This window comes from Pseudovibrio sp. Tun.PSC04-5.I4 (genome assembly GCF_900104145.1).
Classification (GTDB): domain Bacteria; phylum Pseudomonadota; class Alphaproteobacteria; order Rhizobiales; family Stappiaceae; genus Pseudovibrio.
Genome location: NZ_FNLB01000004.1, coordinates 1 through 19,459 on the forward strand (window position 1 = coordinate 1; position 19,459 = coordinate 19,459).

Annotated in this window: 14 protein-coding genes and 1 pseudogene; 10 read left to right on the plus strand and 5 right to left on the minus strand. The window is 50.0% G+C overall.

The genetic code is table 11. From position 1 onward, the window contains the following. Positions 1–269, minus strand: a pseudogene (locus tag BLS62_RS03775) (DDE-type integrase/transposase/recombinase); the annotation flags it as partial. A 478-nt stretch (positions 270–747) separates the two neighbouring features. Between BLS62_RS03775 and nthA the strand changes: the two are divergent. From nthA to repC, 8 genes are all read left to right on the plus strand, one after another. Then, positions 748–1,380, plus strand: a complete 633-nt coding sequence (gene nthA, locus BLS62_RS03780; protein WP_093177241.1) for a nitrile hydratase subunit alpha — start codon at positions 748–750, stop codon at positions 1,378–1,380. Beyond that, a complete protein-coding gene (locus tag BLS62_RS32760) occupies positions 1,377–1,613 on the plus strand; it encodes an SH3-like domain-containing protein (RefSeq protein WP_208990676.1) in 237 nt (78 codons plus the stop codon). The genes nthA and BLS62_RS32760 overlap by 4 nt, the downstream gene beginning before the upstream one ends. A 14-nt stretch (positions 1,614–1,627) precedes the next feature. After that, the gene (locus BLS62_RS31605) at positions 1,628–2,038 is read left to right on the plus strand and encodes an SH3-like domain-containing protein (protein WP_348271859.1); all 411 of its coding nucleotides are present in this window, start codon (positions 1,628–1,630) and stop codon (positions 2,036–2,038) included. Beyond that, positions 2,035–2,364: a nitrile hydratase accessory protein gene (locus BLS62_RS03790; RefSeq protein WP_093177244.1), complete on the plus strand. Its 330-nt coding sequence runs from the start codon at positions 2,035–2,037 to the stop codon at positions 2,362–2,364. The genes BLS62_RS31605 and BLS62_RS03790 overlap by 4 nt, the downstream gene beginning before the upstream one ends. A gap of 410 nt (positions 2,365–2,774) precedes the next feature. Next, positions 2,775–3,323 (plus strand): AAA family ATPase, encoded by a 549-nt coding sequence (locus BLS62_RS03795; protein ID WP_093177247.1) that lies wholly within the window; start codon positions 2,775–2,777, stop codon positions 3,321–3,323. Positions 3,324–3,343: 20 nt separating this feature from the next. Beyond that, complete coding sequence (locus tag BLS62_RS03800) at positions 3,344–4,126, plus strand: AAA family ATPase (protein ID WP_159436484.1); 783 nt, start codon at positions 3,344–3,346, stop codon at positions 4,124–4,126. Continuing rightward, positions 4,123–5,217 (plus strand): plasmid partitioning protein RepB, encoded by a 1,095-nt coding sequence (repB, locus tag BLS62_RS03805; protein WP_093177253.1) that lies wholly within the window; start codon positions 4,123–4,125, stop codon positions 5,215–5,217. Before BLS62_RS03800 ends, repB begins: the two co-directional genes overlap by 4 nt. 254 nt (positions 5,218–5,471) lie before the next feature. Beyond that, entirely contained in the window at positions 5,472–6,749 is a 1,278-nt protein-coding gene (gene repC, locus BLS62_RS03810) for a plasmid replication protein RepC (RefSeq protein ID WP_093177256.1), read from the plus strand. A 464-nt stretch (positions 6,750–7,213) separates the two neighbouring features. Here repC and BLS62_RS32045 read toward each other — a convergent pair whose 3' ends face one another. The 3 genes from BLS62_RS32045 to BLS62_RS32055 all read right to left on the minus strand — a co-directional run bounded on the left by BLS62_RS32045 (position 7,214) and on the right by BLS62_RS32055 (position 7,977). Next, positions 7,214–7,360: a hypothetical protein gene (locus tag BLS62_RS32045; RefSeq protein WP_244283499.1), complete on the minus strand. Its 147-nt coding sequence runs from the start codon at positions 7,358–7,360 to the stop codon at positions 7,214–7,216. Next, positions 7,360–7,686 carry a hypothetical protein gene (locus BLS62_RS32050; RefSeq protein WP_244283505.1) on the minus strand — a complete coding sequence of 109 codons (327 nt, stop codon included), beginning with the start codon at positions 7,684–7,686 and terminating at the stop codon, positions 7,360–7,362. The genes BLS62_RS32045 and BLS62_RS32050 overlap by 1 nt, the downstream gene beginning before the upstream one ends. Before the next feature lie 66 nt (positions 7,687–7,752). Next, on the minus strand, positions 7,753–7,977 hold the full coding sequence (locus BLS62_RS32055) for a transposase (protein WP_244283502.1): 225 nt from the start codon (positions 7,975–7,977) through the stop codon (positions 7,753–7,755). A 736-nt stretch (positions 7,978–8,713) separates the two neighbouring features. On the opposite strand from BLS62_RS32055, the gene BLS62_RS03820 reads away from it, so the two are divergent. Together BLS62_RS03820 and BLS62_RS03825 are read left to right on the plus strand one after the other, a co-directional pair. Next, the gene (locus BLS62_RS03820) at positions 8,714–9,502 is read left to right on the plus strand and encodes a thioesterase II family protein (RefSeq protein ID WP_093177259.1); all 789 of its coding nucleotides are present in this window, start codon (positions 8,714–8,716) and stop codon (positions 9,500–9,502) included. A gap of 3 nt (positions 9,503–9,505) precedes the next feature. Continuing rightward, positions 9,506–10,255 (plus strand): 4'-phosphopantetheinyl transferase family protein, encoded by a 750-nt coding sequence (locus BLS62_RS03825; RefSeq protein WP_093177262.1) that lies wholly within the window; start codon positions 9,506–9,508, stop codon positions 10,253–10,255. Here the strand turns inward: BLS62_RS03825 and BLS62_RS03830 are convergent. After that, positions 10,217–19,450 carry a non-ribosomal peptide synthetase gene (locus tag BLS62_RS03830; protein ID WP_093177265.1) on the minus strand — a complete coding sequence of 3,078 codons (9,234 nt, stop codon included), beginning with the start codon at positions 19,448–19,450 and terminating at the stop codon, positions 10,217–10,219. The two genes, BLS62_RS03825 and BLS62_RS03830, sit on opposite strands and share 39 nt — an antisense overlap. Positions 19,451–19,459: the final 9 nt, after the last annotated feature.

Sequence of the window (19,459 nt, forward strand, 5' to 3'; positions counted from 1 at the left end):
ACAAACCTTTGCAGCTGTCCCGGTGATTTGAATCTCTGCATGGCTCGCTCTCGTTTTCGCAAGGGTAAATGTGAGTTCTCTGTGAGGTTGTTCATGCCTTTGTGAGAGCGGTGCTCAACGTCAGGCATGACCCCGCGTTTTGCGGCACCATAGAACCGGAACTTATCGGTAATCATCCGCTTTGGAGCTCCACCTTGTTTTTTCAAAAAGCGGGTTAGTAAACGCCTGGCAACCTTGGTATTGCGCCGTTTCTGAAGGAATTCATCCAGATGGGCTTTGTTGCAATATTCCCCTGATGAAGTGTATCTTCTCTGAAAATCCCTTTTTTGAAGACTTCCTTTATGCCGTTTAAACACAATGCCGACCTTCGTCACAAGTTCGAGAAAACCGAATAGCGAACGTAGAAGAACACCGCATACAAAATCACGTCTTTAGGATAATGGGTGCCTTTAAAGTTGGTCAAAGCGTTAAACTTTAAATCGCAAATTTTGAACGAACTTTTTTAAACTAAAAAAGCGAAAGCTGCAAACCGACTAAAATTTGCGACAGAACCCTCCCTGCTTTGTTCGTTATTCAGGTTTTCATTAGCAATGTGGCAACGTCATACGCCGTTCTGCGCGCCGACACTGCGTTGACAAGAACTTCCAAAACCAACCCTCATATGGTAAAAATATAATTTGATATAGTGAATTTAGTAATTTCGTTCATTTTTCGCCAGCATTCACTCTAAACAACTATGGTGGCCATATGAGTTCAGATCAGCACACCCATAATCATCATCACGATCACTCGCATTTGACGGAAACTGAAGCGCGTGTGAGAGCGCTTGAAAGTGTCTTGACTGAGAAGGGCTACATAGACAGCGCGGCAGTCGATGAGATCGTACAGACATATGAAACGAAGATTGGGCCACAAAATGGTGCTCATGTCGTTGCCAAATGTTGGAGCGATGCCAAGTTTAAAGAATGGCTGGAAACGGATTCAACAGCAGCCATTCATTCACTTGGTTACACCTCGCGACAGGGCGAACACATAGACGCTGTTTTTAATACCGATGACGTTCATCATCTGACCGTCTGCACACTTTGCTCATGCTACCCTTGGTCAGTGCTCGGCCTTCCTCCAACTTGGTATAAATCTCCCCCCTACCGATCTCGCGTTGTCATTGATCCACGCGGGGTTTTGGAAGATTTTGGTTTATCCCTTCCCGAGACAACAAAAGTGGAAGTTCACGATTCGACCTCTGAGATCCGATATCTCGTTATCCCACAAAGACCGGCAGGAACGGATGATTGGTCTGAAGAACAATTGGCCAAGTTAGTTACCCGTAACTCTATGATCGGTACGGCTATGGCCAATAAACCGGAAGATCAAGTATGAACGGCGGCGCTGATCTCGGCGGAATGATGGGGTTCGGTCCAGTGAACGAAGAGCAAAATGAGCCACTCTTTCATGCAGTGTGGGAAGGACGGGCGTTAGGAATGACGATTGCCCTGGGTGCTTGCTGTCAATGGAATCTTGATATGTCCAGGTTCGCCAGAGAGAGCATGCAACCCGCTGAATATATGCAAACCCCTACTATAAAATTTGGATGGAATCTGCTGTCCGATTGATGAAAGAGCGCTCGATGATTTCTGAAGCGGAAATCGCCGCTGCGACCATGATTGATGCGCCTATACCAGTAAAAGGAAAATTGGAAGCGCAGGATGTAAATGCCGTGCTGTTTGCTGGTGGGCCGGCCAATAGAGACCCGCAAGGCAGCCCAACTTGGAGTGTGGGAGATCAGATCAAAACAACCAATAATCATCCCAAAACCCATACGCGGTTACCGCGATATGCTCGCGATAAAAATGGCCAAATTACCAAAATCCATGGCTTTCATGTATTTCCTGATAGCAATTCACAAGGTCAAGGTGAGGACCCTAATTGGCTTTACCAAGTTACCTTTAAATCTCGCGATCTCTGGGGTGATCAAGGAAATGATGTCGACACAATGTCACTTGACTTGTGGGAACCGTATCTGAGAGCAAACTTATGAACAGTCCAAACTTAAGTGTTTTGCCTGCCATCATTCTCCAAGATGATAAGCCCGTGTTTAACGAACCTTGGGAAGCCCAAGCTTTTGCAATGGCTGTGAACCTTCATCAAAACGGAGCATTCGGATGGGATGAATGGGCAAGTGCCTTGTCGTTTGAAATCCATTCAGGAGTAGAGCGCAGCTATTATCAACACTGGCTGTCGGCTCTCGAAAAATTGGTATCCGACAAGTCATTAACGACCAGAGCGGATCTTGAAGCAACAAAAACTGCGTGGCACACAGCAGCATCTGCAACTCCGCATGGTGAGCCGATAGTTTTGAAATAGGCTTGGGGCGGAAACCGGTGGCGCACATAACTGAGATGGGCTGTGGTCATTCAGAGCGACTACATTGTCGACATGGTGTGAGAGTTAGCGTGTCAACGCCGCGACTGAGTCTCAAACGTTATACTAATCTGGCGAAGTAAGCCAGATTTCCAGCTGGAATCACTTCACGAGAAACGTTTTCATCGGTTATTTTGAAACAAACCAATCGCGCATATTAATATATGCGAAAACACAATACTTTAATATTTTCAACATGTTACGAATAGTTTTATTGGTTTTTATGCAGAAATCGTTGTGATCTGAACCAACCAGTAAGAAACCGTTAACCAAGTCCTCGTTGACTTTGAATTCGGATGTGCCAATTATTCCTTTAATTCCTGTTTAAACAAAAAATCCGGGTGATTTAGGAAATGGACACTGAGACACTAGAGCATGGTATTATGCTTTCGCAGATGAAGGCAGACCATAAGGCTTTATCCAGCACGCTTGCGGCGCTGGCACAGTCTCAGTTCCCTCCAAAAGCGGAAAAGAACCTGCGCAAATTTGCAGCGTCAGAGGCGGCAATTTATTTGGGCATCACCCCTCGCTATCTCGCCTTGACCGCTGATGAAATGGGGCTTGAAGTCGAGAAGGTCGGCCGCGGCGAGCGTCGTTACTACTCTCTTGAACAAATGAATCAGATCAGGGTATATCTAGCTGAAAAAGCGGGTGATGATACCGCCAAGGCGCTGAATTATGATCCGCGCCGCAAAGCAGATGAAGACATTCAGATCATTGCCTGCTCCAACTTTAAAGGTGGCTCAGCCAAGACCTGTACATCGGTTCATTTGGCGCAATATATGGCATTGCAGGGCTACAGGATTTTGCTAGTTGATTTGGATCCGCAAGGGTCGGCATCCAGTATGCTCGGTTTGTTCCGGAAATGGTGTCAGAAGATGATTCTCTTTTTGCATCAATAAGGTACGACGATCCCAGGCCTATGAGCGAAGTGGTTCAAAAGACCTATTTCGACAATCTTGATCTGGCGATCGGCAGCCCGTTCCTGACCGAATGGGAATTCTTTGCGCCGCACTATGCAACGCTTGCGGGGCAGGAAGAACCGGGCCTGCGTAATCGTATTGCAGATATTGAAGATGAGAAAAAGCAAAAGGGTATCAGTAATAAGCGGCTGCGTGAGTTGGAAGAAGAGCTGGCCCGCAACCATGCAAAGCTTTCGGACTGTCTGCAACGCAAGCTCTACTTTACCCGTCTTCAGCTTGCGTTTGAGGATGTTGAAGATGCCTATGATATTATCATCTGCGACACGCCGCCGAGCCTGGGTTATTTATCCAATGCCGCGTCCTTTGCAGCTGATCACCTGTTGGTGACCATTCACCCGCAATGGATCGATTGTGAATCCATGGCGCAGTATCTGGCGACCTCCATTGCCCACAACGAGTTCTTCGAAAGCACAGTGGCCAAACAACTTGGTCCCGAATATCTGGTACCTAAGACGTTACAATATCTGATCACCCGTCATGACAACACCAGCCGTCCGGAAACAGACGTGGTGACCATGCTGCGTACTCAGCTGCAAAATGTCCTAACCAGCACGATGCTGCGCAGCTCCGCTATTGCTGAAGCAGGCAATGTTCAGCAAACGCTTTATGAAGCTGAACGTTCCAACTTCAACGGCAAGACTTATGATCGCGCGCTGGATTCTGTGAACCGGGTTAACAGTGAACTCGAAGAGCTTTTGAAATCCTATTGGGGTCGCTCATGAACGATAAGCGTAAGAGAAACAAGAGCAAACTCAGTGCGATCATGACCGGCAACAATGCGGGTCTAGAGCGTGCAGCAAGTACGCCTGCTGCTGAAGAACTGCCAGTACCGCGCGAGAAAAGTGCGGTTGGGCGGCTTGGAGCGGCCCTGCACTCTTTAACGGAACAACGCAGTGAAACCGTTGACCCGAGCCTAATCATCCAAAACCTCGACGCTAAGTTGCTGCTGCCTTCACTGGCGCTGGACCGTGCATTTGAAGGCGATGATGAGGAGCTGGATAGTCTGGTTGAGAGTATTTCTCAAAATGGACAGCAAGTTCCGGTTTTGGTGCGCCCTCATCCCGGCAAACCAGATCATTACCAGATTGCTTATGGGCATCGCCGCGTTAAAGCTTGTCAGAGGTTGGACATTGCGGTTCGTGCTGTTGTTGAGAATCTGAGCGATGAAGAACTTGTTATCGCGCAGGGTAAGGAAAACGAAGAGCGCAAAAACCTTACTTATATTCAGCAATGCTATTTTGCTGCGGAACTGAGCAAGACCTTTACCCGTGAGGTTGTGGCCGCTGCCGTTGGCGCTGGCGATAAGACCCGGGTCTCTAAACTTACCTCTATTATTCGCCGCGTGCCTGAAGATCTTATTGAAAGCATTGGCTCTGCTCGCGGTATTGGCCGGGTGAAGTGGGAAACTGTGGCAAAAGCGTGTGAGAGCGAGGGCACTGTTTCTCGCCTGCGCAAAAGCATTGCCAACCTCAAGACCTCCGGCAAATGGCAAGGCCTGACCAGTCCTGATCGGTTCGCCTGGCTACATGATCTGACGATCTCTTCTGAGGTGGTGGATGGCAACTTATCCCCCTCTGCCCTGGAGAGGGTAGAGTCCCGAAAAGCGGCGGCACGAAGCACGCTTTTGATTAAAGACAGCGAAGGCAAGCCGGCCATTGAAGCGCGCGGCACACGGAATTTCAAGATTGTACTGGCAGATGAGGCGCGAGCTGCGGCCTTCTCCGAATATCTGACCAGTAAGATTAATCAGTTGCTGAAGGATTTTGAGCAGCAGGAACAAAAGGTCACCGAGCTAATGGGAGCAAGCGAATGACCTAAACGGAAAAGAAAACGGTCTTGCAGACGGCAATCCGCAAGACCGGAATTCACTGGCATTCAGAGCTAAGCTCTAGAAGTACCGTATCAACAGAATCACCGTACTTCGTGCAGCTGTTAAAATCAATCGCCTTTGTCTTGGGGCGGTACGATTTTGTGCGCCCTACCCTCTGATTTGCCTGATATTGTTGGAACACGTTGCACAACGTGTGTTTTAAACGCCCTTCCATCTGTTGGGCGAGAGGTTTTGCTATGCAAAATTCAGGCTCGGTCGCCTCTTTTAGAAAACTCACACCTGAGATGATGGTTAGCCAGCGGTTGGCTATGGCAAATGATATTGTGGAGACGACGAAATCAGAAGTGGCTATGGCTTTGAAAAAGGCTGCCCCTGCCCTAGGCGTTGACGGCACCACCTATCATATTTTGGATATTCTGATCGGCCTGACAGCTGCTGATGATTGGCAAACGAACCATCGCCCTCTCGTTGCAATTTCCAACGAGAAGCTTGCAGAATACGTATGCCGCTCAAAACGCACCGTTATTCGGTGTTTGAAACGTCTGGTGGAAGCGGGCATTATTGCCTATCGCGATAGCCCAACAGGACGGCGCTATATTCACCGCGGTGAGTTTCGGCAAGGCCGGCTCGGCGAGATTGAGCGTGGCTATGGGTTTGATTTTTCCCCTGCCCGGCAGCGCGTGCATGAACTTAAAGCGATCGGCGCCCAATTTGCGGCTCGTCTCAAAGCACAGAAGGATGCGCGCCGAAGTGTTAACCGATTGCTGCGTGCCATTGAGGATATGGCCTCACTCGCGGCGAGGGAGGGCATTGGCTTTTCTGATGTGCAGGAAGCTGTCTCAGCTCTGAATGAGAGGGCTATGGATATAGTCACTCGGGCGGAAGTATTGCAGAATCTTTATGAAATGGCGGTTGCTGCGTTTGCACCTACTGAGGAGGAAACGCAGCAAATAGATGTTCCTGTTCTTGGAGAAATGGCATGCGCGGGTGACATTAATGGCATCCCTTATAATAATACAAACCCTCAGTCTCTCAAAAGAAGTAATAGAACGCGGAGATCAGCTAACGCTGATCCCTCAAATTCATCCGATCCCAAACAAGTTGGGATAAAACCCGCTTTAGAGAGGAAGCAAGATCGCAATTTCTCTGCCAGCTCTAATCCTCAGCATCAAGAGGGTGCACTGGAGAATATCTCTATCGGGCTGCTCAAATCAGCTTTGTCTAACTTGCAGGACAGTCTTGGGTTCGAATTCAGTTGCTGGGGCGATTTGCTGAAGGTGAGCGGGGATATCGCGTTGCTGATTGGCCTGTCTCAGTCCGGCTTTGAGCATGCTCAAGGCAAAGTTGGGCGCTATGTTGCAGCCGCGGTTCTAGCCACCACAGCTGAAAAGGCACTGCGTGATCCGCTTCTGATTTCCAGTCCTGGCGGTTATTTCCGGGCGTGTGTTGATCGGGCCGTTGATGGTGAATTGGCGCTGCACAAATCGTTGTTCGGATTGGCCCAAGCCCGTTGAACGCGTGCAATTTTGCAAGGAGGAGGGTGTACGCGTGCACCTTTGAGTTAAAAACCTATATAAATCAATAGGATAACAATTTTACCTTTTGTTAATCTTAGTTTTGTGCATGGACACTGAAGTGTCTAGTAGTTTTGGACAGAATGAGACAAAGGCTTATCGACCTTTCTACGCAGTGCCTTTCGCTGGCGCCTATGGGTACAATTAGTCGTATTTGATAAGAGAGTGGTTTTGGAGTGTTGTCACGTTAAGTTGGATTTGGTCGCAAAACCCAAACTGAGCGAACTTCATGCGTCCATCCTGGCAGCCATTTTCCATTGAGCAAATGCGTTAATTCGATGAAGAACGTTTATCGCGAGGTCCAACGAAGAGATTGCGTAGGCAGGAGAAGACAGCCACAAACCTTTGCAGGGCCTTGTTGCAGAAAGAAAATTAAGCTTACAACTCGCCCTTACCCGCTTAACTCAGCTCGCAATGAGGCGCTCGAACGTCGGTCGTCCAAGGTCAGTCATCCGATTGAGGACGGAGACATTGATTTTAGCCTCGGTCTTCTGGTTTGCAAACTTACGAGACTTCAAACTTGTCCCGATGACTTGTTTATAGCGCCCCATCAAGGTCTCGCCTCTTGAACGCCGCCCGTATCGGGTCTGCTTCTGCCACCCTGCTCTGCCATGTTTCTCAATGAGAAGAATATCCCGGTCACGGGCCGTAGGAGCGATCGCAGCCTGTGGGCTGCTGTTTTGGGCGGCGGTATGATGACCTCAACGCCGTCAAAACGGTCAGCTATTTCGTGGTGTGTGGGAGTGCCATCATAAGCTCCATCGCCAAGAAACGTGCCAACCGGACCCTCAACCTGATCCAGTATATCCGGCACAACAGTTGGATCGCCAACGATATCTTCCGTCAGTTCAGAACAAACGATTATCCCGCTTTCCAGGTCCTGACCAAGGTGAAGTTTGCGCCATTTTCTGCGCTTTTTCTTGGTTCCGTGTTTGGTCTCCTGCTACTCACCAGCTCTGAACATCTTCACGCCTGTGCTGTCGATCACAAGCGTTGTCGAGCCAGGACTCTTTTCAGATTTGACTTTGGAAAGGTTCACCCCACCAGCTCGGCGCGACAGGGTGCTATAGTCAGGAAAAGGTAAGTTCAGATCCGTTAGAGCAAACACAGAACGAACAAATCCTTGTGTCTGCCGCAAAGCTAAACCAAACACGGATTTGACACTCAAACAGGTTTTAATGGCAAGATCTAAATACTTGGCGGGTCTCCCGCTGCGGTTGCTCGTTGGTGCGAGTCAGGCACCGGCAACGCTGTCTTCAACCCAGACTGTGATGTCTCGACGCCGACGCAGGCTTTCATTATACTCCGACCAGTTCGTCACCTTATATTCGGTTTTCTAGAACTTGTGACGACGGTTAGCATTGTGTTTAAACGGCATAAAGGAGGTCTCAGAGAAGATAAACTTCATCAGGGGAATATTGCACCAACGCCCCAATAGGGGGTCTGCTCCAGAAGAAGGCGAAAAGATTTTTATCCGTTCTCGACTAAGTCACTACTCTCTTCCGCCCTAAACACCACCGCTTTTCTGCCACCTCATATCGCTATGCCCGCGCTGATGCGTGCTGCTTGTGGACCGACTACTCGACAGAGTTGTGTGCATGAAGACCCTTTTTGCGCTCTACTACACTAGATCGGAATAACCTGACAAACCCCTCTTTAGTTACCCAGATCAAAAGCTCATTCAACAAGACGCACCACTCCGTTAACCCCCGACATTAAGTTTGTAACAATGCCTAATATTTGAACTCACTGTGAGAAAACCAACAATTTCTCATTGGCTTAAGGAGCTACGTTATTTTATTGATAGTAAAGATTGTTAAATGTTCAAATTTTGCAATAATGAGCACATACATTATTTGTGCTTCCTGCATTTTTGGTAATTTCAACTCAGCGTTAAGATAGGCATGGACTCAAACACCTCCTCCCTTTGGTTTGACAGCGAACCCAGTGAGCATAAGCTTAATTTGATCTGTTTCCCTCAAGCCGGTGGTGACACGAGTTTGTATAACCGCTGGAAGGTGGGGCTGGGAGATCTGGTTCATGTAATGCCCGCCCGGTTTCCCGGTAGGGGTGCCCGATTGGCAGAGAAACCTCACAACACTATGGAAGTTATTGTGAGCGAATTGGCCACGCAGCTTGAGAAGTTTGAAACTGTTTCGTTCGCTTTGCTCGGCTCTAGCATGGGTGGATGGGTTGCTTATGAGCTGGCCATGCATCTGAACAAACAGAACAGACCCCAGCCTACTGCCTTATTTGTACTGGCATCAGCGTCCCCTTTTTCCCCGCGTTCATTGCCGTTTCTGGAGGGTGGTTCGCGAGAAGAGATGATAGAGGAGTTGATCGGGTTCAATCCAGATTTTGCTTTGATCGCGGAGCATGATGAGCTGGTCGACATGCTGCTGCCGGCAATTATCGGCGATTTCAGACTCTGCCAAAACTATCATCCTCGAGTGCCTTGGCAAGTGCCTGTTCCCATTTTTGCCTTCGCTGGCACACAAGACAAAATAGTTAAACGATACAAAGTCGATGCTTGGGAGAAACTCAGCTCCCAGTTCGTCTCTATTGACGAGGTTGACGGAGGTCACTTTTTCATCGAGCAGGCACCTTCCGAAGTTCTTGCAAAGATCAAAGAACATGCCAAAGCGGTTCTGGACCTGACGGATGGGCTGGTTGGCGCGGAGCACAGTAAATAAGTTATGCCACTTTCAATTTCCAATGCAACTGCACAGGATTGGTTTAGTGCGCTGCGCCTGCATTGGCTGGAGTGTTGTGCGGCCCATCGAGCGCTGCTGGTGGTGGTACCGCTTGAATACCCGGCCCCTGTGCAAGCTGAACTGCTTACTGAGGAGCGGGAGAGAATGACCCGCTATCGGTTTCAAAGAGATAAGCTCGCATTTGCTCTTGCCCGTCATGTCACGCGAAAGGTTTTAGGGGCCGATCAACCGGCCTTGGCTTTCTCGCGGCATGCCAAGGGTAAACCATTTTTGCCCGGTTTCTATCCGTTTAATATCAGCCATTCTGGCGGGCTGGTTGCAGTTGCCTTTGCACCACCCGGGCCATTGGGTGTCGATATCGAGCATATGCGGCATGACAGCGACGTGGACGACCTGGTGTCCGTTGTCTGTCACTCTCAGGAGCGCCAATTTATAGCCGGCATTACCTCAAAAGAACGTGTGAGGAGTTTTTACCGATGCTGGACGCGCAAGGAAGCACTTTTGAAAGCAACGGGTGAGGGCCTCCGGGATGACCTATCCTCCATCGATGTTCGTCTAGCTGAAACGAGCCCGATCATTAATATGGGTGATCAGGTACGTCTTATCGATGTAAATGTAGGGTGGGAGGGCTATAGCTGTAGTGTTGCTGTCCCTCCCAATCTTTCCGGCTTAGAAGTTATCTCTCCCGATGGATCACGCCAGTTCTATATCCCGTTGCAGACCTGCAGTTAAGAGGATGTGGTCCAGATGGACCCCTTTCAGGATTGAATAATGATCTCCCTCCACAATCTCCCAGTTTTGCAAATCAGGAAGGAATTCAAGCCAATGCTTTCGGGAGTTGGAATTGATGTTTTGAGTTGCGCTCATGCCTGATGCTACCTGAGAGGCTATGAAGACGTTACCACGCCACCTCGCGGCCGGTTGCATCACATGTTCTGCCATAACCGTCATGTTGGCCTTGGTACAACGGGTTAAAGCCTGAAGATAAACCTCACGTTCTTTGAGACCCGCTTCTGTCATTCTTTCGCTGGATGTTGGTGCACCTGCCCATTTTGCGGACACTTCATTTAAGAAAATTTGCTCAACTTCCTGCTCACTCATCTGTTTCCACTGATCGCCTGAACGAGGAGCAGGGGGATCAATGAGTGTGAGCTGTCCGCTAATTTCGTGGGCCCGAGACAACTGGGCCGCCATCTCCTGCGCAACCCAAGCGCCGAATGACCACCCGACCAAATGACATCTCCGACCTCCGAGTTGCTCAATAAGAGCATCCACATAAAGATTTGCTCTGTCTTCTATTGTGATTGGAGGCAAATCCGGATCGCTGAGGTACGGGTCGGCAATGACAAACACACCCACTGTTTTTGGGAGTTTTCGTGTCAACTCACGGTAAGCTTCCACGTCACCGCCAACGGGGTGAACAAGGCATACAATCTCTCCATTGCTTGGTTGCCTCCATTGGTTGATCTGGATGTTTGCTGCCCAGTCTGCAGTATGACTTCTCGTTGTCTTGATTGCGACGTCATCTACAATCTTCAAGATTTGCTCCAGCGAGGCATCCTGCGGGATCTGAGAGAGGAGCAATGAGATCCCGTGGTTTGTTTCCAGCAGGCTCACTACATCCAGAAGGGTGAGTGAATCCATACCCAAGTCATATAGACAATCATCTGGATCAATATCATTCAACCCAAGCTTGTCTAGCAGAAGCGTCTCCAGCTGCGACTGTATCAGGTTGATTGAGAAATTTGCAGCTTCTGCCGGAGTGCTTACGTCCTGCCGTGCCAGCAAACTACGGTAGAATACACGGGAGGCGTCAATATCGCAGGTGCTGACCAGAACTTGCGGCAAGGCTGTGTGGAGGACTTGTGAAAAGACGCGTGCGCCTTCAGAATTTGAAAGTCCGATGGAAAGATGTTTTTGATGCACAGGGTCGTTGATAGCTGCTGAAACAGCCATCCCAGACTCCCGCCATATATCCCAGTTTATGGAGGTTCTCACGGTTCCCGGCGCTACGAGGTTGTCGTAATGCGCGAAACTGTCTAACAACGCGTTCGAGGCGGCATAGTCGAGTTGTCCTGCTCCACCAAGCAATGCCGACATGGAAGAGCAATAGATAACGCGGTTAGGGCGGAATACTTCGATAAGACGTTCAATGAAAATACTCCCCTCGTATTTCGCCACCATCTCGCTGTAGATCTCAGCGGAATTACGTATGGCGATGAGTTTGCCTTTTCCAACACCAGAAGCATGGACAACGCCCTCAAGCGGCAGGCCGATTTTTGCTAGATCTCTGATCGTGGTATCCCACATAGACGGATCACCAATGTCTGACTTGATCAGATGTAGTCGGTCATGATGTTCAATAAGTTCCTCTGGCACATGTGGGTTGCGTGAGAGAATGGCGATTTGCACGTTTGGATAGGCCAACAGGTTTTTGCAAACTTGCGTACCAATTCCACCATTCCCACCAGCAACTACATAGAGCGCAGGACGGTTTGAAACCGGCGATACAGTCTGTTGGCTGGCCTGCGGAAGCTGTTGAATAGTGCTGCCCCAAATGTACCCATTGCGCATTGCAATACGTTGGCTACTGCTGCTTTCAAGCGTGAGTGCATAGGCAATGTCCGACCAATTCAAAGGATGGACCAAGCCTTCTAGATCAAGCCAGGTTGTTTCAATTCCAAACTCTTGCGGGATAACCACCAATGGGCCCGCAAGCAGCCCGAGTTCAGGATTGGATACTTTGCCATTTACCGGCAATGCGTTGCTGGAGAGCAGACATATGCGCGAAATCTTCAGGCCGATGCTTTGGTTAACCTGCAAAATGAGAGAAAGACTATCCAAACACATTTTTCTGGATTGCTTCAATGGTTCAAGTTCGGTCCCGCTTCGTTCGAAGCTCAAAGGCAACGCATGAACCCAGTCCATCTCATCCAAATTCAGGTAGGAAAGCTGCCTTAGAAGGTTCTCGAGTGATGTTTTGCAGTAAGGATCAACCGAAAGGCCATCTCTAGTAACTCCCGCATAATCTTTGCCACAATTAACCGGAATGACCTTGTCATAGCCGCTTTCCAATCTGGAAAGGTCCTCTGTGGTATGGGCTGGATCAAACAGCACAACAGCCGCTTTTCGCTTTGTTAAGTGCAGCGAGACGGGTATGCGGCTCATCGGTTGCCAGAGGATCTGGTTAAGCCATTTGTCCTCAGGCACTCGCTCGGGAACATCACTGATGTACTCAGTCCTTTTTTCCGGCTTGTTCAGTAGGTTGAATTCCTTCAGATCAAAACAATATCCGGGCAGGTCCCATGGCGGTGCCACATGTTCCGAACCGCCAACAAGGTTCCGTCCTGCAAGCCAGGCCTGACAAACGTCATCTGCCTTTGCGTCCAGAACATTGAATGGTTGACCAGCAACTAAAACGTGGGTGCTCACTGGCTTGCTGAGGGAGCTGGTGGCTTCTTCAATACTGGCACAAACTGCTGCAAAGCGCCAAGGGTGCGAGCGTCTGCCTGACTGTAAGTGTTGCAGCACTTTCTGGAAGTTCTGGGGCTTGTTTATCAAGTAGTTCCGAATTTTTCCGGCAAGTGCTCGCAAGGCACTTTCGCTGTGTGCAGATAACACAAGGCAGGAGGTTACTGGTGGGCGGGAAGTCAGCGCAGTTTGCGCCTCGCCAATGATCATGTGTGCGTTGGTTCCGCCAATCCCAAAGCTGCTGACGCCTGCTCGCCTTGGTGTATTCTTCTCCCAGGCACAGCATTTTGATGGAACATAAAACCCCTTTTCCTCAAGGTTCAGTTCATGGTTTGCTCGTTCAAAACCAAGGTTGGGCGGAATATATCCGTGGTACACACCAAGGGCAGCTCTGATAAGTCCGAGAGCACCCGCTCCAGCGCCCATATGCCCGATCTGGCTTTTGACGGATGAAAGGGCGCAAGCAGTCTCGGGGTGTTCTCCAAATGCGTTTGACAGCGCCTGAACTTCAATCGGATCTCCCAGCTGAGTTCCTGTACCGTGCGCTTCCACATATCCTATTTGTCCGCCGGTTAAGCCTGCCTTATGGAGGGCTTGCCGAATTACATTTTCCTGCCCTGCGACGGAGGGTGAGGTGTAATTCATCTTTGCGCGGCCATCATTGTTGATGGCAGATCCTTCGATGATTGCGTAAATTCGGTCGCCATCAGCACGAGCTTGCCCCAGCCTTTTTAAGACCATCGCGCCAACACCGCTTGCGCCAATTGTGCCACTTGCATGGTTGCTGAACGGTGCGCAGTTTCCGTCTTTGGAGAAAATGTGCTGCGGCTGGTATTTGTAGCCCTGCGTCATCTCAGGATCAATGAGCACACCACCGGCGAGCATCACATCGCATTCGCCGTTGCGAAGCATACCTGCCGCTGTGTGCACTCCAATAAGGGAACTCCCGCAGGCCGCTTGCAATGTCATAACCGGCCCTTTCAGATCCAGCTGGAAAGCGACCTTTGTTGCAAGGAAATCTTTCTCATGGTGCAGCGCCATTTGAAATTTGGCAGGAAGAGCTGATGAGGGGAGAGACCGAAGAACCGAGTGGAAATAAGTCGGTTCTCCGCAACTTGCAACCAGCCCAATAGAGTGAGTATTTGTCCGAGGTGCAATGCCAGCATTTTCAAGTGCGTGAACACAGGTCATGAGGAAATGGCGTTGTTGGGGGTCCATCAGGGCGGCGTCGCGCGGGCTGATGCCGAAATAGGCCGGATCGAACGACATCATCTCGCTCATCTGGCTACGTGCGCCAACAAATCCGTCTTCGGGATGATCAAAATGAACAATACCGCTCTCACCCGCTTTAACCATCGACCAGAATTGGGCTAGGTCTTCAGCGCCGGGAACGCGCAGGGCCATGCCCACAATCGCGATTTTTTCATCTGCCTTGGCCTCTGTTTTTTGGGAGGCCTCCGGGGATTGTCTCCCTTTAGAAGCAAGGTGCTCTGCCAGATCCTCAGGAGTAACATGGCGGAAAAGATCGGCGATGCTAACTTCAATCCCATATTCTTTTTTGAGGTGCATCTGGAACCGCATCAGCTGCATAGATGTGCAACCAGCATCAAAATAGGTTTGATGCGCTGCGATGGTAACCCCCACCACTTTCTCAAAGGCGGCACATAAGTCAGTGACGCGGTTGGCAGGATTGCTCTTTGCATCGCTGGCTTGCATCTGCTTGATCGGGGACCAGTCACATGTGGCAAGCGCTTTCACATCAACCTTACCGCTCGGAGAACGCGGCCAGTCTTCGATCCGCCGATATGCATCCACCCGTATGTAAGCAGGCAGTTGGGTTAATAGATATCTGGAGATTTCATCTGAGGTTATGTTTTCACCTCGAAGCTTCACATAGGCTAAGAGTTGCTTGCTGGCTTGTTCAAATACAACGAAGGCTTGTTCGATCGCCGGATGGTTTGTTAAAGCAGCTTCCACTTGCCCTAGTTCAATTCTGTGCCCCGAAATTTTGACTTGTTGATCCTCCCGTCCGCCATAGTGCAGATCTCCGTGACTATCAAAGAATCCAATGTCGCCGGTTCTGTAGAAGAGCCTTTCCTCTTCTCCTGATGGGAAAGAAAGAAGAGTGAAACGTTTATCGTTGAGTTCCGAATTCTGTAAATAGCATTGGTGGACCATCGGACCACCAATGAGGATCTGACCATGCTCACCTTTGGGAGACGGTTTATCATCCCTACCGACCACGAGGAGGGTCGCATTGGTCACTGGCTTACCGATGGGCGGGCGGATAGGCCAGTTTGATGGCTCGCCGCGCAAACGGTGGGTGCACACAACGTGTGTTTCTGTAGGGCCGTAGTGGTTATGTAATGTTGCGTGCGGCAGGTGTGCGAAAAAGCTTCGTATGGTCTCGGTGCAATAAAGCTGCTCTCCCGCTGTGACGATGTTCTTAAGGGAATACGGAAACGTCTCGTAGGTGAGGGCTGCCTCTGCAACCAATTCCAACGCAACAAACGGCATAAAAATACGCTCTATCTGGTTGTCGCGACTATAAGCCAGAAGTTCTTGGAGATCTTGGCGCCACAAGGGGTCAATTACATGAAAACACCCGCCAGAACACAATGTTCCAAAAATCTCCTGAAACGACACATCAAATGCCAGTTTGGAGAATTGCATAGTGCTTTCTCCGGCTGGTAAGTCGCCTTCTTTCAGCTGCCAGTTCAATAGGTTGCACAGAGTACTATTGTAAACGTCCACTCCCTTTGGTCGGCCAGTAGAGCCGGACGTAAACAGCGTGTACAACGGATTTTCAACTGATTGGGCTAGCGGGGATGGGAGAGGGCTACTCTCACCGTGTAACCCCTCCAGATTAACAGCGATCGGCATTCCGCCTGACAACATGAGATCCTGTTCAACGGAGGTATTAGCCTTGTACAGCAGGCCGATTGGTTCTGCCTGTTCCAAAATATCCTGCAGCAGTTTTTCCGGGTAACTCAAATCCAGAGGAACAGCGGTGATACCCAGTTTTGCCAGAGCCAGAAGCGAAACGATGTATTCCGGTGAGGCATCCATGCAAAGGGCCAGGCGGACTGCTTCGCAGGAACTGGGAACGCCTTGAAGGGAGGCGTGTATTTTGCCCGTTAACTGGTCAGAGAGCCGGTCGAGTTCAGCGTACGAAATCCGTCCTTGTTGCCATGCAAGTGCTGGAGCTGCTGGTGACAATGCAACCTGCTGCCGGAACCAGTTGATAATACTAGTATGTGGTAGTGGCAGACTGGTGCCAATTGCGTGAGATGGGCGGGTTAGCCTGTATTCATTTAGGAATTTTCCGACAGGTTCTGTGGTCTCCATTTGGTCCAATGTGGCAAACATTGCCCGTTCCAGCCGCTCAATGTTTGTGTCATCAAAATGAGCAAGGTCGTACTCCCAATAGAGTTGGAAGCCCTCTGGGTCATCTATTACCGAAAGAAACAGCGGACACTTGGGTTCAACGTGCAGCGGATAGGAAAGCTCGGGCTTTTGTCCTTGCAGTTCTAGCGTGTCGTAACGGGTGTTTTCCAATGCGAACATGAATTCAAAGGGGGCGCCCGCGATGAGGTCTAGTTCCTGTAGGCTCTCCACGACGTGTTCGAATGCAACATCTTGATTGGCTAAGACACGTTGAAACACATGAGCGATGGTGTGCGTGTTCTGTTTAGCAGATGCGGCGGCATCAATCACAATTGGGATCAACACAGTGTTCGCGAACATTCCCACCGTTGGCTCGAATTCGGCAATAGGCCGGTTTGCAACCGGGCTGGCGATTTTGAACGCTGATCTGCCATACTCAGCGTTGAGCGCATGCGCGAATAACGAGAGGAACACCTGATTTGGTGTCGCCCTGCATTGTTCTGCGAGCGTAAGGACTTTGGAATGAAGCGTTGGATTGGGAGCTGAACACCGTACTTTGGCTCTCTGTGCAGATGTGTCAGCCGTTTCCGTGGTCACCACTGGTTGCCAACAATCAGCAAATTCAGGAGATTTGTAGAGTGAGAGACTATCTTTCCTCTGGTCTTTGTAGGACTGTGTTTTCCAGAATTGTGCTTGCCAATCTGCGAAATCAAGTGGTGTGAGGTGGTCCTCTTCTATCTCGAATGGCTGATTGGTTGCAGCCTGCTGATAGTTGCGCGATAAATCCTCAAATATCAGATTGAACGACCATCCATCGACAACAATATGATGCGCGTTCAACAAAAGCACGCTTGAGCCGCAGGTGTCATGAGCTAGATGAACCTGAAACAGACAGGGGCGCTCAAGATCAAAAGGTTGGATGAAGACGTTGTTCTGGAGGACTGCAAAATCCTCCTCATCGAGGATACCATGAAAATGAAAGTTCTCTGAGGTGTATGCAGCAACCCTTTGTTCCACGCCTTCGGCAGTCAGGTGAAAGCTTGTTCTAAGCGCCGGATGACATTCCACTAACCTACGAACAGCTTTATCAAGCGCTTCAGGGTTTAAGGGCTGGGCCACGCGGAAAATAAAGGGCGTGTTGTAAGATGTTGCTGCAAGGTCCTTTTGTTGGTGAAGCCACAATCTGAGTTGCTCGGAGGTAGCTGGACCATGTAATTTGCGCGAGCAGGTTGGCGCTGCAGGTAACAGACTTCCATGTTTGCGCTGCGCGTCTGCCTTCTGTGCCAGCTCTACGAAGCTGAGTGATAAAATTTCAACAGGTGAGGGGCGCACACCGAAGTCCGTATGAAGTCGGTTGGATAGACTGATTGCTTTGAGGGAGTCTCCACCCACCGCCAGAAAAGTGTCATTGCCAACCAAACCGGATGTCTTCAGGATAATTTCAGCAGCGGAGATTACGTTCTTAAGAAAGGCGTTCTGCGGAGCCGACGTTTCCTGCGTCCGTCGCCAAGGCTTTAGCTCCATACGTGTAAGAGCCGCACTGTCAATCTTTCCATTGGCATTCAGCGGGAATGTTTGGACACAAAAGGTTTTGTGCGGACGCATATAATCAGGCAACCGGTTTGACAGGTGTGCCTCAAAGTCCTCAAATCCAAATGTGTCGTCAACCGCTATGTAGGCGTGTAGTTCCAGTGGCTTGTCGGGATCTTGTTGCGTTACGATACAAGCCTGCCGGATTTTTTGGTGTTGCTGGATTTGCTGTTCGATTTCTTCCGGCTCTACCCGGAACCCCCGAATTTTTATCTGTCTGTCTATCCGTCCAACATATTCGATTTGCCCGTACCGATTCCGCCTTACCCGATCGCCAGTGCGGTACCATCTGCCTTTGTTTGGCAGATCAACAAAACTGCGTTGCGTGTCCTCTGGACGATTGAGATACCCAACAGCAACGCCTTGACCGCCAAGATAAAGCTCCGCTACCTCGCTTGCGTTGGTGACTACTCCGTTGTCCGAACTCAAGAGGGAGACAGTGCTCGCAATTGCTTCACCGATCGGAACAACATCACCTTTAAAACTGCGGGGAATTGGAAAGCACAATGCAAATGTGGCACATTCGGTCGGGCCGTAAACATTATAGATCTGGCAGGGGCTTTGCGGGTTCGCCGCATACCACGTTGCAATTGTTTTAGGATTGAGTTGCTCCCCACCTACGAGAAGGTGCTCCAGATCCCCAAAACAGTTGGTCCCATGGTCCACCATCAGGTTGAACAGGGAGGCTGTCATGAACATCGTGGTGATGTTCTCTTGTTCCAAAACAGTTGCAAAGCCGTCGAAGTCAGTCACGTCTTCACTTGAAAACACAACTACACAGCCCCCTGTCAGCAGTGGTACCCAGACATCGAAACTGATGGCATCGAACGCGGGATTGGAGATATGGGCATACCTGTCTCCAATTCGCATGGGAATGAAACGAGGCTCATGTGCAAGCCGCTCAATCGCGCTCAGCGGAACCTCAACCCCCTTGGGCTTTCCGCTGGTGCCAGAGGTGTAAAACACGAAAGCCGTGCTGGATGGAGGGTAAGGGATCTGTTCCAAAGCGGGTGCATCGAAGGTGTCGCAGACGGCCAACAAATCCTCCAGCGCAAGAAATTGTTGAAGGTTTGAAGCCTTTCCATTTATTGCCACAAGGGCGGAAGCGTTGCTGTCCTCCAAAATAGACTGTTGCCGGCTTTCCGGGCTGGCCGCATCCAGCGGCACCACTGTGCAGCCCGCTTTGAGGATAGCCAGCATCAGTACAATCAAATCTTGTGATCGCGGTAGGCAGACAGCCACAGTATCGCCTGGCTGAACACCTGCGCCCAACAAAGCAACGGCCATCCGATCAGATAGGTTCTGAAGATTTCTATAGCTCAGAGTGCGTCCATGGTCGCGAACTGCGTCCAGATCTGGAAAATGTGCAGCGTAATATCTCAGGCTTTCAAGTATTGAACTGGAAGGAGGGGCACTGGCTCCAAATTCCACTTCCGCTTGGAGTGAGAGAGTATGTGCACGTGATTTCTCGATTGGCATTTCACCCTC